The organism is Lysinibacillus sp. TE18511, assembly GCF_054062295.1.
This window is the reverse complement of sequence record NZ_JBSSFD010000002.1, coordinates 170,376-183,569: the sequence shown is the minus strand read 5'-3', so window position 1 is coordinate 183,569 and position 13,194 is coordinate 170,376. Positions and strand designations below refer to the sequence as shown.

Annotated in this window: 17 protein-coding genes; 7 read left to right on the top strand and 10 right to left on the bottom strand. The window is 34.8% G+C overall.

Annotation, left to right across the window (positions count from 1 at the left end):
- Window positions 1-14 precede the first annotated feature (14 nt).
- Window positions 15-257: a group-specific protein gene (locus tag ACVWXS_RS02345; RefSeq protein ID WP_368638355.1), complete on the bottom strand. Its 243-nt coding sequence runs from the start codon at window positions 255-257 to the stop codon at window positions 15-17.
- 89 nt (window positions 258-346) lie between these two features.
- Window positions 347-1,684, bottom strand: coding sequence for an aminotransferase-like domain-containing protein (locus ACVWXS_RS02340; RefSeq protein WP_456955764.1), 1,338 nt, complete (start codon window positions 1,682-1,684; stop codon window positions 347-349).
- A 115-nt stretch (window positions 1,685-1,799) separates the two neighbouring features.
- On the opposite strand from ACVWXS_RS02340, the gene ACVWXS_RS02335 reads away from it, so the two are divergent.
- On the top strand, window positions 1,800-2,711 hold the full coding sequence (locus ACVWXS_RS02335) for a DMT family transporter (RefSeq protein ID WP_456955762.1): 912 nt from the start codon (window positions 1,800-1,802) through the stop codon (window positions 2,709-2,711).
- On the top strand, window positions 2,708-3,571 hold the full coding sequence (locus tag ACVWXS_RS02330; protein WP_456955760.1) for a DMT family transporter: 864 nt from the start codon (window positions 2,708-2,710) through the stop codon (window positions 3,569-3,571). The genes ACVWXS_RS02335 and ACVWXS_RS02330 overlap by 4 nt, the downstream gene beginning before the upstream one ends.
- A gap of 59 nt (window positions 3,572-3,630) precedes the next feature.
- Here the strand turns inward: ACVWXS_RS02330 and ACVWXS_RS02325 are convergent, their stop codons facing one another.
- Complete coding sequence (locus ACVWXS_RS02325) at window positions 3,631-4,740, bottom strand: sensor histidine kinase (RefSeq protein WP_456955758.1); 1,110 nt, start codon at window positions 4,738-4,740, stop codon at window positions 3,631-3,633.
- Window positions 4,731-5,456 (bottom strand): response regulator transcription factor, encoded by a 726-nt coding sequence (locus ACVWXS_RS02320; RefSeq protein ID WP_456955756.1) that lies wholly within the window; start codon window positions 5,454-5,456, stop codon window positions 4,731-4,733. Before ACVWXS_RS02320 ends, ACVWXS_RS02325 begins: the two co-directional genes overlap by 10 nt.
- 157 nt (window positions 5,457-5,613) lie before the next feature.
- Here ACVWXS_RS02320 and ACVWXS_RS02315 point away from each other — a divergent pair, with 157 nt between their 5' ends.
- From ACVWXS_RS02315 to ACVWXS_RS02295, 5 genes are all read left to right on the top strand, one after another.
- Window positions 5,614-6,537 carry an ABC transporter ATP-binding protein gene (locus ACVWXS_RS02315; protein WP_456955754.1) on the top strand — a complete coding sequence of 308 codons (924 nt, stop codon included), beginning with the start codon at window positions 5,614-5,616 and terminating at the stop codon, window positions 6,535-6,537.
- Window positions 6,530-7,228, top strand: coding sequence for an ABC transporter permease (locus tag ACVWXS_RS02310; protein ID WP_456955752.1), 699 nt, complete (start codon window positions 6,530-6,532; stop codon window positions 7,226-7,228). The genes ACVWXS_RS02315 and ACVWXS_RS02310 overlap by 8 nt, the downstream gene beginning before the upstream one ends.
- Window positions 7,229-7,289: 61 nt before the next feature.
- Window positions 7,290-8,162, top strand: coding sequence for a DUF4097 family beta strand repeat-containing protein (locus ACVWXS_RS02305; protein ID WP_456955750.1), 873 nt, complete (start codon window positions 7,290-7,292; stop codon window positions 8,160-8,162).
- Between the two features lie 331 nt (window positions 8,163-8,493).
- Window positions 8,494-9,033: a histidine phosphatase family protein gene (locus ACVWXS_RS02300; protein WP_456955876.1), complete on the top strand. Its 540-nt coding sequence runs from the start codon at window positions 8,494-8,496 to the stop codon at window positions 9,031-9,033.
- A 181-nt stretch (window positions 9,034-9,214) separates the two neighbouring features.
- Entirely contained in the window at window positions 9,215-9,865 is a 651-nt protein-coding gene (locus ACVWXS_RS02295; protein ID WP_456955748.1) for a uridine kinase family protein, read from the top strand.
- A 107-nt stretch (window positions 9,866-9,972) separates the two neighbouring features.
- Here ACVWXS_RS02295 and ACVWXS_RS02290 read toward each other — a convergent pair whose 3' ends face one another.
- The 6 genes from ACVWXS_RS02290 to ACVWXS_RS02265 form a co-directional block, all read right to left on the bottom strand.
- A complete protein-coding gene (locus tag ACVWXS_RS02290; RefSeq protein WP_456955746.1) occupies window positions 9,973-10,368 on the bottom strand; it encodes a helix-turn-helix domain-containing protein in 396 nt (131 codons plus the stop codon).
- 250 nt (window positions 10,369-10,618) lie between these two features.
- Entirely contained in the window at window positions 10,619-10,780 is a 162-nt protein-coding gene (locus ACVWXS_RS02285) for a hypothetical protein (RefSeq protein WP_456955744.1), read from the bottom strand.
- Window positions 10,781-11,092: 312 nt separating this feature from the next.
- Window positions 11,093-11,743 (bottom strand): SIMPL domain-containing protein, encoded by a 651-nt coding sequence (locus ACVWXS_RS02280; RefSeq protein WP_427520439.1) that lies wholly within the window; start codon window positions 11,741-11,743, stop codon window positions 11,093-11,095.
- A 93-nt stretch (window positions 11,744-11,836) separates the two neighbouring features.
- Window positions 11,837-12,460: a DUF2238 domain-containing protein gene (locus ACVWXS_RS02275; RefSeq protein WP_456955741.1), complete on the bottom strand. Its 624-nt coding sequence runs from the start codon at window positions 12,458-12,460 to the stop codon at window positions 11,837-11,839.
- Window positions 12,461-12,590: 130 nt separating this feature from the next.
- Window positions 12,591-12,893, bottom strand: a complete 303-nt coding sequence (locus tag ACVWXS_RS02270; protein WP_068985005.1) for a YunC family protein — start codon at window positions 12,891-12,893, stop codon at window positions 12,591-12,593.
- Between the two features lie 177 nt (window positions 12,894-13,070).
- Window positions 13,071-13,193: a hypothetical protein gene (locus ACVWXS_RS02265; RefSeq protein ID WP_368638368.1), complete on the bottom strand. Its 123-nt coding sequence runs from the start codon at window positions 13,191-13,193 to the stop codon at window positions 13,071-13,073.
- Window position 13,194: the final 1 nt, after the last annotated feature.

Sequence of the window (13,194 nt, the reverse complement as noted above, 5' to 3'; positions counted from 1 at the left end):
CCAACGACGTTCGATTAGTACATATTTACGCTGTCCTTGTTAAACAATAATGAATGAGCATTTTTTACTCTTTCCTCTACATTGTCTAAAGAATACTTTCCAAATGAATCAGTTAGATCACCAATTGCACGCGATAAATTATCAATAACAGGAATCAATGTGTCTAACTGAGTAAGTTCTTTCCCTCTGTTCATTTCATCCGTAATTTCATAGGCTAGATGTTGAATCTTTCTTAGTCGCAATTTTTCAGATTGCATGGAACCCTCCTTATTGAACCTATTTATGATGTCTAAATATATGACATGCAAATTATTTTCATGAATGATTTTTAATGAATCCTGATCCATTAAAAGTAGTTGTTAGGACTGCTGAGGGAGTGAGCAATTTCCTTTATACCTAGCTCGATTTTTTTGTCATCAACATTCGAAACATTTAGCTTTAAAATTCGTTCACGATAGGATCCATCTAAATAATTACGATCAATTGTATCTAAATAAATGTCCTGCTGTGTTAAATGCTGTATAAGCATATTGGTATTGACTTCCCTAGGCAATACGATATGACTGTGCATACAAATTTCGGAAGAAGCTTTATATTGGGGCAAATAAGTTTTGATGGATTGCTGAAGCATCTTGGCACGTATAGTATATGCTTCGCTAACTTTCTTTTGGTAACGCTCAAACATACCGCTTTTTAAATATAGCTCTAGCGCAGCCTGTGAAATCATAGAGCTATCGATATCAGTTGTATTTTTATGCTTCTGAAAAACATCGATGAGTGTATTTGGTAAAATAGCAATTCCAATGCGCAAGCCTGGAAACATAATTTTAGAGAAGCTTTTTAAATATATAACCTGCTCTTCAGTATCATCTGTAAATAGTGGATCATTTTTTGTATTTAGATCGAAATCCGCTAAATAATCATCTTCAACGATAAAAACATTGTACTTATAGGCGAGCTTACGAATATCATCCTTCTCTTTTTTACTAAAGGAAGTACCTAGAGGATTGTGCAGTCGTGGCATTGTATAAAAAAACTTAATGTCATGCTTTTTAAACATAATCTCTAATTCTTCTAAATCTATGCCATCTAAAGTTCTCTTGATGCCCATTACTGGTATTTTATATGTTTTTAAATAATCCATATATAGATGGTAGCTAGGCTGTTCTACTAGAATGGTTGTCCGATTATTAGGAAAGGGCATAACACTTAACAATGAGAGAGACTGCTGGACACCAGAAGTGATAAAGATATTATCTTCCTTTGTGAATATTTGATACGTTTCTAACAATTTTTTTACTTCTATAATTAGTGAAGGCAAACCTTTTGGTGTACCATATCGAAATAAGTCTGCTTGATATGTATCAATGGCTTTATTGATACAATGCTGGAAATCCTTATATGGGAACGAATGCCAATTAGGTGATGATGTGGCAAAATCTATACAATTGTATACTTGTGGCTTATACGGAAGTTGATTGTCCACAACATAGTAACCACTTTTGGGTAAGGCATATATAAGATGCTGACCTACTAGCTTTTCTAAGGCCTTCAAAATGGTGCTTTTACTACAAGAAAATTCTTGAGATAAAGTACGGATAGAGGGAAGCTTTGCACCAACCTGTAGGGCACCCGTTTGTATTTGATTCATTATTTTAGAATAAATTAATTCATACTTAAGCATATACATCCTCCTACACATCTGTATCGGTACAGATGTGTATTTTTTGTATCGTGCGAGTCCTCAAATTTTATTACGATATCTTTACCGGCCGGAATGAAGAGAAGGAGTATATCATATGACAGCAAAAAGAAAGGCATATGTGGCAGCGATTATTTATGCTTTCGTTATTGGGTTTTCATTTATGTTTGTTAAAGTTACATTGACAGTAGCAAGCCCAATAGATACACTTGCACATCGGTTTACTATCGCACTAATTGGTATCGTTATTTTCATAGTCTTTACACAGAATAAGTTGAAAATTAATAAACAGGATGTAGCACGAATTCTACCTTTGGCACTGTTATATCCAATAGCTTTTTTCACTTTTCAAGTGCTTGGACTCGCAAGAATTTCCTCTACAGAGGCTGGAATTATTCAAGCGGCAATTCCTATTTTTACGTTAGTACTTGCAAGTGTGATTTTAAAGGAAAAAGCTACACGTGAACAGCTTACATTCATTAGTTTATCAGTATTTGGCGTTATCTATATGCTTTTTATGAACAATGGAAATGCTAGCTCAGAAAATTTAATCGGGAGTGGGTTTATATTACTTTCAGCATGCGCGGCATCTCTATATAACGTTTTAGCAAGAAAGCTTACAAAACAATATTCATTAATGACATTAACATATGTGATGACATTATGCGGTTTTGTAATTTTTAATGGACTAGCAATTGGAAATCACTTAATAAATGGTACGCTTCTTCAATTTTTCAAACCTTTTGAGCATGTCGATTTTGTTATAGCTATTTTATATTTAGGTATTCTATCTTCCCTTATTACTTCCTACTTATCAAATTATACTTTATCGATATTGGAAGCTTCTAAAATGAGTGTTTTTAGTAATTTTGCCACGCTTATTACAATACTTGCGGGCGTCATTTTCTTACAGGAAACATTTCATGTCTACCATTTGATTGGTGGAATAGTCATTATTATAGGCGTGATTGGAACTAACTATTTTGGACATAAGAGGGGAGCACAATGAGAAAATATATTCTTTTACTTTTAATAAGCTGTATTTGGGGTTCTCAATTTTTTTTCGTAGCGTTAGTAACGAGTGAGGTTGGAGCAGTTACTCTATCCTTGCTAAAAGCCATTATCGGTGCTCTATGTTTAACCTGTATTAGCCTATTTTTAAAAAGGGAAAATAGCTCGACCGACATTAAATTGTATGTTGGAATTGCTTTTTTTGAAGTAGTGTTACCCTTTATCCTTATTGCCCAAGGTCAAAAGTATGTATCGAGCAGTATTGCATCTATGCTTATAGCGACGGTACCAATCATCACTTTAGTCCTTTACGTTATTTTCTTTAAAAAGAACGTAAGTCAGTTTCAATTTGTCGGCATTTTATTGGGCTTTTTAGGATTGATCATTCTATCATGGCCGACACAAGCAATGAACGGCTCAGGAACATTGTTAGGGAATGTGCTCCTGCTATTGGCTGCAATTAGCTTTGCACTATCATTAATTTTAATGGAAAAATTAGATGATGGTTCGCCAGTTGTTCATATGCGAAATGTATTATGGATTGCTACTATCATATTGTTACCATTAGCCTTTATCTTTGAAAGGCCATTACTTTTGGATATAAATGGCCTACAAACAGCTTCGATTGTTATTTTAGGAATTTTTCACGCAGGGATTGTATACATGCTATATAATCTTTTAATTCAAAAAGAGGGTGCATTATTTGCTTCCTTTAGTAATTACATTGTTCCTGTAGTAGGTGTACTGTTGGGTTATTTTATTTTAAACGAATCATTATCATTGCAACATATAACAGGGATATTTATTGTTCTTTGTGCACTTTTGTTATCTAATAAACAGACTATCAAAAGCGACTAGGCAAATGGCAAGGAAGCTGGATCTTTAGTGTAAACTAAACAAACCCACCTCTGAGAATTCTAAGAGGTGGATCTTCTATTTTTAGGGAATGTAATGTTAAATGTAGTTCCTTTTGAAATCTCACTTTCAATAGAAATGGTACCATTATGAGCTTGAACAAGCTTATAAACGATCGCCATGCCCAGTCCAGTACCTTCAGAAGACGCATCTGTCGTAGTCCCGCGATAATATTGCTGGAAAATTTTATCTAACATGTGCTGGGACATCCCCACACCGTTATCCACAATGTGAATTTCTACATGCTCTGACCTATTAAAAATCTGTGTATAAATATCTGTGTTATGTGGATTGTGGATAATTGAATTCATAAGAATGTTTTGCAATATCCGTTGCATGAATTTGGCATCAAATTCAACGTTAAGTATTGAAATATCCGTCTCAAAATGAAGCCTATAGTCATTAGCTTGTGGGTTATTGCTCATATTGGCAACAATTCGTTTAGTAAATTCAACTATATCCAGATTTTCTTTATGCAAAGGTAAGTAGCCATTCGCACTATTTAACTGAATAACGAGACTTAAATCTTGAATAAGTTCCTCCATATGCTTGCCTTTATCTGCAATTTCTTGAATAAAGGATAGGGCTTCCCCTTGAGACCATTCGTATTGCTCGTTTAATAACAGAGTAGAGTAGCCGGTAACATAAGTTAATGGTGTTTTTAAATCGTGCGAAATACCGGCAATCCATTCTTGTTTAGCTTGCTCTACTTTTTCTCGTTCTATCTCCGCTGCTTGTAATTTGAAAGATAAGCTTTGTAAATGTTGAAGTACCTCTTGATATAAAAGATAGCGCATACGAAGCTTTCCTTTTCGAGTATAGATTTTAGAGAATCCCTCCGGCTTTTCGTAATTTTCTTGTGAAAGCTGATGAATCCATGTCATGATAAATCCAAGAGGACCCCCAAAATACCATCCAAATGCTCCGATACAAGCTATAGTGCTGAACCCGAAAGTCCATAGTACAATAATATTCTCAGAATCTTCATTGACAGATTTATTGATAAGTGGAAGGATTCCTTCTACACCAATCAAAATACAAATACCTGATGCAAATATCCACAAAATTATCCCCAATGCGAGGTGAAACATAAATCGCGTACTTATTCGCATCGTGAATCCTCTTTTGGTCGAATAAATTTATAACCGATTCCACGTAAGTTTACAATGATTTTAGGGTTACGCGTATCATCTCCAAGCTTCTTCCTTAGCTTCGAAATATGGATCGTAACGGTTTTCTCCTCACCATAAACGTCATTTCCCCAAACAAATTCATAGAGCTGTGTAGTAGTGAAAATACGGTTAGGATTTTTACAAAAGAACTGCAGTAGCTCTAACTCCTTAGCTGTACATTCGACGATCTGATTATTAACGATTAATGTTGCAGATTCAGGATTAAGAGCAAAATAACCGAAATCGAACTTCACACTTTGCTGTTGCTGTGAATTCTCATACATTTTTTGACGTCGAAGGATGACCTTTATCCGAGCAATGACCTCTAACGGATTGAAAGGTTTTGTAATATAATCATCTCCACCGATTCCTAGTCCTGTTAATTTATCAAAATCTGTAGAGCGAGCACTGACAAAAATGATAGGTGTATTTGTATGTTTCCGTATTTCCGTACAGAGCTCAAAGCCACTTATATCTGGCAACATGATATCGAGCAAAATAATATCGTATATATTGGTTTTGACAAGCTGTAATGTGTCTTTGCCTGTCGATGCAGTATCAATATTTGTAAAGTTTTCTTTTCTAAGTGTAATTTCTAATAATTTTAATATACCAATCTCATCATCTACGATTAAGATTTTTTCTGTAGATTCCATTTTTATCCCTCATTTCAATTTCATCATAACAGCTTCTGATTGTTATATCCTTACTCTCTTGCAAAAATTACTGTCATTTTCCATCGAGTTTACTTTGTTTTTACTTTCATTTATTAAGATAAATGTAACGAATTCAAAATGGTAAGGAGTAAACAACATGGAAACTGTTATTCAAATACAACAATTAAGTAAGAGCTTTAAAGGAGTTGAAACGGTCACGAATGTCAATATGAACGTTAAGAAGGGAGAGATTTATGGGTTTTTAGGTCCGAATGGAGCGGGGAAAACGACGATTATGAAGATGATTTTAAATTTAGTAAAACCAACTTCAGGTGAAATAAAAATTTTTAATAATCTAATCACAACGACCTCCTATCAATATTTAAACAAAATAGGCAGCATTATCGAGTATCCGGAATTTTATGAAAGGCTAACAGCGAAGGAGAATTTAGAGCTTCACTGCGAGTATGTTGGTATTTATGAAAAAGGGGCTATACAAGAGGCACTAGCTATTGTAGGTCTAGATGGAGTGGAACATAAAAAAATACATGAATTTTCGCTAGGGATGAAGCAAAGATTAGGCATCGCACGGGCAATTGTTACGAAACCAGAGATTCTAATTCTGGATGAGCCGATAAATGGTCTTGATCCTATAGGTATTAAAGATATCCGCGAGCTTTTAATGCTGTTAAAAGAAGAGCATGGAATCACTATTTTAATATCAAGTCATATCGTGTCAGAAGTTGAATCAATAGCAGATACAATCGGCATCCTTCATCATGGGAAATTATTAAAGGAAGTAAAAATGGAGGATATTCGAAAAGAAAACATGGAGTACTTGGAAATTAAAATAGACGATTTGAAAAAAACGATTCATGTGCTAGAGAACAAGTTAGGAATTCGAAAATATGAAATTGTCCATCAGCATTGTATTCGAATTTTTGAACATGATATTTCTCAATCTCAAATTAATAAAGAGCTTATTTTAAATGACATTGTTGTCAATGGAATTGAAAAACAGCAACAGCATTTAGAAGAGTATTTCTTAAATCTTATTAATGGAGGGAATCAAATTGCTTAAACTATTAAGGCTTGAATGGAAAAAGAATTGTATAGCTGGCTATTTTAAAGGATTAATCATTTCTATTGTTGGAATTTTGGCGGCGGTTGTGCTTATGGCCTTGGGTTCCGGAGATGAACAGGTGTTTCGGGATTATACAGATTTTATGTCTTTAACAAATATTTTAATTCGAATTGTGTTTATTATTTTTTCGAGTGTAATTTTATCGCGTTTAGTCATTGACGAATATAAAAATAAGACGGTCCAATTATTATTTACGTATCCATTAAAAAGGAAAAAAATAATTCTTGCTAAGCTGTCGCTAGTTTTCGGATTTTGTTTCTTTAGTATTATCGTTGCAACTTTTATGATTAATATTGCTGTTTATTTCTTAAATCCAATGATGAACCTGTTTGATACGCCTGTAGAGATTCAGGAGATGGTAGCTACAATCCCATCTACTTTTGTTAATGCTTTTATGATGGCCGGGGTAAGTTTAATTCCTTTGTACTTTGGTATGCGAAGAAAATCAACAGCTTCGACAATTACGTCAGCGGTCTTAATTGGATTTGTTATTAATGCAACAGTTTCAAATGGGGATTCATCGGCTAGTTTATTCCAATTTGTCGGTGTCCCAATCATCATGTGTCTATTAGGGCTTATTATTGGTTATCTCTCTTATTATAAAGTCGACAAAGTAGACTTAACGTAAATTTTTTCAGCAAATATTGTTTGTACCGAGGCGTAATTGATATGAGAAATGAGGATGTAAAGTGAAAAAAGCGATCATAGTTTTGATATTTGTAATTGCAATAGGAGGAATTATATTCACCCTTAAAACAAATGGTGAAAAGGGTATTAACGAAGAACAGTCCTTTGATGTTCAGCAAATTGAGGAACTTGAAATAAACGGTGAGTCTTGGGATATAGCATTAGAAAATACAGATTCTGAAAAAATAACAATTGAAGTTGAAGGTAAGCTACAAGAAAAACAGGAAAACAACCCTGTTGAAATTAAGAAAGACGGAAATAAAGTTGTAGTATATCAACAAGACACTGAAGGAGGGGTTATGAAAAACATTAGCTTTGGAAAAAAGGGTACTATTCACATTTCTGTTCCTAAAAATGCGGTGAATAAGATTGCAATAAAAAACAGCTATGGTGATGTTAAAATGAACAACATTGAAACAGAAGAACTGTCGATTTCAACGGATTCTGGCTCTAAAAGCATTAAGGGACTATCTGCTGATAAAGGTGAAATTACATCGAAGGATGGAGAATTGAAAATGATGGATAGTACCGTGAATGAATTAACGATTGCCTCTACAAATGGTGACAGCTATATGACTAGAGTCAACAGTCCGAAAACGAAAATTACTTCGACTAGCGGTGAAGTTTTTATGAAAGAAATCATCGAAGGAAAAGCATTATTTGTAGAGACTGCTTCGGGAGATATTACAATATCCTACAAAGAGGCACCCAAATCATTAGAGCTTATGGCGAATAGTGAATCATCCGACATAAGCGTGGATTTAGAAGGTTATCAGAAAGAAGAACATACGGAGCAATTAAAGAAAGGTAAGATTGGTGACGCATTAAATAAATTGGAACTAATTAGTAAAGAAGGTATAATAATTGTAAATTAAAATCTAAAAATCTATGAGGTCAATGAGAGATGTTAAGACGAGAACTGATTTCAGAAGTAGCCAACACGTTTATAGATTTACAACTTCACCATCCAATAAGAGTAGCAATTAGTAACAGCTTCAGGGAAAACAACTTTTGCCAATGAACTGCTGAGCAAAACGGGAGGCGATTGCATTCGGAAGCTATGAAAGTGCAGAGGCTATGTTCATTAACCGGTATCATGCTGCATCAAGTTTATATTTAAAGGAACATAACCCTCAAGACAATGCAGATATTGTGATTAATAACAATGATGTCGGTTCTCCATATTTTCTCTAGGAGGTTTATATGGTGAAGCATATTTATGTAATTAGACATTGCGAAGCTCAAGGACAATCGTCGGCTGCTTCTTTAACAGAAGATGGCTTTCATCAGGCAGAAGATTTAGCTGATTTTTTCGCTGACATAAAAATTGATCGGATCATTGCCAGTCCCTTTTTACGTGCAATTCAAACTATAGAGCCGCTGAGTAATAGGGAAAATATAAATATTGAGATCGATGAACGGCTTTCAGAACGCATTTTAAGCAGTAGAGATTTACCCGATTGGTATGAAAAACTTCAAGCAACTTTTACCGATACGGAGTTAAAGTTTGACGGTGGAGAGTCAAGTAATGAAGCAATGAAACGGATCGTTCACGTAGTGGAGGAAACTTTCCGAAGTGATGCCGAGCATTCCATTATTGTTAGTCATGGAAATATAATTACTTTACTATTGAAGCATTATAATAATGATGTCGATTTTCAAGTTTGGAGAAATTTAAGTAATCCAGATATTTTTCAATTAAGTACTAAGCATAATGAAATAACAATAGAACGTGTATGGAAATGATAAAAGTTTGTTTTGCTTAAATTCGCCTCCCGATATAGCAAGAAGATCGCTTCTGTAGCTACGTTTTCCTGCGTTTGTTAGGGCGGCAACAGGAGCTAATAAAAAATTGCGAATTAATGAGGTGGTATGAATCGAATTTCATACCATCTATTTTGTGATTGTTGGTAAAAGGAGAAGGAAGATGGAGAAGATACTACAAGAAATACTGAATTGGATAAAATTAAATGATAAAAGGATTATTATTGGTATCTCTGGGCATGGAGCTGCAGGAAAAACAACGTTTGCCAATAAACTTGTTAATTGTCTAAATCAAAATGAAGTGAATTATATGAATACAGATCCGTATATTGTTAGTTCAGATATACGTAAGCAAACAATTATCGACTATACATATCAAAATGAAAACCATTGTTTTAAAATGACGGCTTGTCATCCAGCAGCCCATCATTTGCCTTCTTTAGAAAGAGATATTCAGATGGTTCGAGAAGGTCTAGATTTATTGACAATAGATACGCATTATATGAAAAGTGCGTTAATTTCTTCAAAAACTAAAGTAACAATTGTAGAGGGAATGAGTGTAGCATTTATTAATCCCAAATTATTTGACTTAAAAATTTATTTTTATACAGATAGTGAGACGGAATTTGTAAGGAGGTCGGGTCGTGATGTACTTGAAAGAGGAACCGATATCAATTATTTAAAGCAGTCCCATGAAGAACGTCGGATTCAATATGAATTGTTTATGCATTCGTATAGTCAGCAATTTGATATTATTTTTAAAATGTCTGACGAAGTAGTGTGTTTAGAAAAAAATTTATTTAATCCTAAATAATATATAGTCATGTATGGGGAATATTCTTGATGTCCATATGTATTGGCATGCATGTTGAATCCCAAGGAAAAGCAGATAGGCCTCTTTTCCTTGGGATTTTGACGTAACTAATTCGAATGTTTCCTCATGTAAACATAAAGTTCAATACCTAGCATAAAGAGCGTTGCAATTAAAAATCCAATCATAAAAATTTCGTGTACAAGTGCAAAATAAGCTATATAAATTACAATAGCAACTAAAAATAAAATTACTAGAAAATGAAACTTTACTGCTTTTTCATTATTCGCGATTTGCTTTTTTATAGGGCTGTTACCTTTAATCAAATTATCTAAACTAATATTCATTTCATCGCTTAACAAAATTAAATTTTCAATATCTGGAGCACCTTTTTCTTGTTCCCATTTTGAAATGGCCTGTCTAGTCACACCGATTTTATTTGCCAATTGTTCTTGGCTTAAATTATTACTTTTACGATAATCTAAAATCGATTTGCTAATTTTCATTTTTATCATTCCTTTTTATATTTGATATCATCACCATACCAAATTTACTGCTGTTGCAAACGAAACCAATAGTATCAAGTCCGCAATGCTACGTTGCAATTAGATTAAATATGGAATGAGAGTGTCATTGTTTTAAATCCTCTCGAAAGAATGTTTTTGGGTTCTTAATTAAAACTTGCGGTTATTTTGGCTCATCATCATAACGTGTGGTTGATTTCCGTTCCGACTGGGCGCTTTGTTGTTGCTGTCGCTACGCTTTCGCACAGATAAAACATTTGCTGTCGCTTCGCTTTCGCACAGATAAAACATTTGCCGCTGACGCTTCGCTTTCGCACAGATAAAACATTTGCCGCTGACGCTTCGCTTTCGCGCAGAGCAGAGCTTCCTGGGGGCGTCCGATGAGCCGCTTCACTCGCGTTGCTCGCTCCAGAGTCTCGGGCCTACACGATGTAGGTCACGAAGGCGTTATCACAGGACGTGATGCTCTTAGCCTTCGTTCCTCTATCGCTAATCCCCAAGGAGTCGCCCAGTCTCCACTCCAATCAACTAATATACAGGGCATATATTTTAAAAATATCATCCGCAACTTTTGGTGATGACGTATTATTTTTTCTATAAATTCAATAATCTTACATTTAACTGTAGAAGAAAAGAGAAAACTCTCGTATTGTAATTGTTGTCGAGACAAACCAAGAGAGGAGTTTTCGTTTTTGAATTATACATTTCAATACTGAAATTTCACTCGAACAGTCGCATTAATGGCTATTTGACCCTGTTCAATAGGCGTAGAAATTTTGGAATCGGCCATCGCCATTGATCTATACAGAACTGGCGCATGTTCTAGTTCCTCAACAATTTCGATAGGTTGTGGTTGTAAAGGCAAATGCATTGTCTCGGCAATCGTTTTAGCCTTCATTTGCGCATTATGAAGGGCTAAACTAAGAGCTTGTTGATAATAGGCATCGGCATTGTCAATGTTGAATTGGATAGAGGAGATTCGATTTGCACCATTTTCCACAGCTGTATCAATAATTACACCAATCTGATTCATATCCGTTACTTTAACGGTAATACCATTTGTGACTTCATAGCCTTTAAAAATCTGTTTGCCGTCCTCATAATCATAAAGTGGTGAAATTGTATAGACAGCTGTTTGAATATTTTCCCTTGGGATATGGAGATCTAAAAGAGCTTGGATAACACGATTCATAATGATTGCATTTTCCTGCTGTGCTTCTTGAACATTTTTTCCTCTTGTCTGGACTTCAATTTGAAGTTGAACATAACTTGGAGTAGCCATTACTTTTCCGTTTCCAGTGACGTCAATCACACGAGATGGATGGGGCGAGTGCTGACTTACATTTGCATAGTACATAGAATACCACCCTTCGAAAGGTTCATATTAGTTATGCTATGCTTACTATAGAGGAAAATTGTTTATCATCATTTAGCCCAAGGCGAAATTAATTTACTTTGCCTGCCTTTTCAATAATTTATCATGGAATTTTGTAAATAACAGTAAAGTTAAAATGGTTCCAATGAGGGCTAAAAACATGTCCCACTGAGCATCCCAGCGATCTCCTTGCATCCCTAAAAAATCTTTAGCTCCCTTGCCGCCTTTTGAAACTTTTGTACTGAGCCACTCAATGATTTCGTAGAGAGCAGCAGTTGCCAGCATGATACTTATTGTAATACCTGTTAACCAAGCGCCTTTCGTTAGTGGTGTTTTTCGTATCAATATTTCTCTAATGACAATGGCCATCAAACCTTTTAGGAAATGTCCAAAACGGTCGTAGTTATTCCGATGTAAGTGAAATTCTTCTTTTATCCAATTAAAAAGCGGAACCTCTGAATAAGTATAGTGCCCGCCAATAAATGTTAAGATGGATAAAAGGGCAATGATCACATATGAGAAAGTTGTGAAGCGGAATTTGTTGTAAATAGCGACTACAATAATAATAGCAACCACAGCAGGGCTAACTTCTGCGAGCCAATCCAAATAGGTAGCTGGTTTTATGACAGACCAGACAAAAATAATAACGACTATTAATAACAATATTACATGTATTTTCCAATGTTTATCTTTATCCAAAACGAACACTCCTTTGCCCAAAGTATAGGGAAAGAGTGTCTAGCTTATTCAAACTGTACATAATACATCAACAAAAAAAGCGTCTAGTCGAAATTGAACTGACGCTTTGTTTATACATAAAAACTTCCGGTTATATCATTTTTAATAATGCCTCTACACCAGGCATTCCTTCCGTAATACCGAGCTGCTGCGCTTCATACGTCACGGATTCTAATGGGGCTGTCAATAGTTCATCGATTGTTTTCACACCAACTGCACGACCTGCAATAATTTTACGGTCAGCTAAGCGATCATTTAATAAACCAATATCTAAAGCCCCACACATGATGTAGCCCGTTTCATTTGAAATTGTCAGTAGTGTTGTTTTAGGTAATTGAACAATCACTGCAGTGAAAAAATGACCCTTAATCATAATAGGCTCAATTGTCACCATTAATATCACTCCTTTTCTCTATATACATATGGCAATAGATAAAAAGGTGTTCGACATTTTCCGTAAAAAAATTATTGTAAGCGTAATTCTGCCACCTTAAATAAGATATGTTGTTCGTAAAAAGCTAAAAGAATCAACCCGATTTCCCTTTTGTAAGAATGAGTTGATTCTTTTTATTTATTTCGTATAAGAAAGCATTGCTGTATGATTGAATTTTTTTAATGCAATCGTTGCCTCGTTTTTAGTGTCGTACTCGAACATACGATAAGTATTTTGTTCAAAAACTGTAATAATCCACATA

What these genes read in the sequence shown, in the direction of transcription:
- ACVWXS_RS02345 (WP_368638355.1), bottom strand. Translation starts at nt 257, where the DNA reads ATGCAATCTGAAAAATTGCGACTAAGAAAGATTCAACATCTAGCCTAT.
- ACVWXS_RS02340 (WP_456955764.1), bottom strand. Translation starts at nt 1,684, where the DNA reads ATGCTTAAGTATGAATTAATTTATTCTAAAATAATGAATCAAATACAA.
- ACVWXS_RS02335 (WP_456955762.1), top strand. Translation starts at nt 1,800, where the DNA reads ATGACAGCAAAAAGAAAGGCATATGTGGCAGCGATTATTTATGCTTTC.
- ACVWXS_RS02330 (WP_456955760.1), top strand. Translation starts at nt 2,708, where the DNA reads ATGAGAAAATATATTCTTTTACTTTTAATAAGCTGTATTTGGGGTTCT.
- ACVWXS_RS02325 (WP_456955758.1), bottom strand. Translation starts at nt 4,740, where the DNA reads ATGCGAATAAGTACGCGATTTATGTTTCACCTCGCATTGGGGATAATT.
- ACVWXS_RS02320 (WP_456955756.1), bottom strand. Translation starts at nt 5,456, where the DNA reads ATGGAATCTACAGAAAAAATCTTAATCGTAGATGATGAGATTGGTATA.
- ACVWXS_RS02315 (WP_456955754.1), top strand. Translation starts at nt 5,614, where the DNA reads ATGGAAACTGTTATTCAAATACAACAATTAAGTAAGAGCTTTAAAGGA.
- ACVWXS_RS02295 (WP_456955748.1), top strand. Translation starts at nt 9,215, where the DNA reads ATGGAGAAGATACTACAAGAAATACTGAATTGGATAAAATTAAATGAT.
- ACVWXS_RS02290 (WP_456955746.1), bottom strand. Translation starts at nt 10,368, where the DNA reads ATGAAAATTAGCAAATCGATTTTAGATTATCGTAAAAGTAATAATTTA.
- ACVWXS_RS02280 (WP_427520439.1), bottom strand. Translation starts at nt 11,743, where the DNA reads ATGTACTATGCAAATGTAAGTCAGCACTCGCCCCATCCATCTCGTGTG.
- ACVWXS_RS02270 (WP_068985005.1), bottom strand. Translation starts at nt 12,893, where the DNA reads ATGGTGACAATTGAGCCTATTATGATTAAGGGTCATTTTTTCACTGCA.
- ACVWXS_RS02265 (WP_368638368.1), bottom strand. Translation starts at nt 13,193, where the DNA reads ATGTGGATTATTACAGTTTTTGAACAAAATACTTATCGTATGTTCGAG.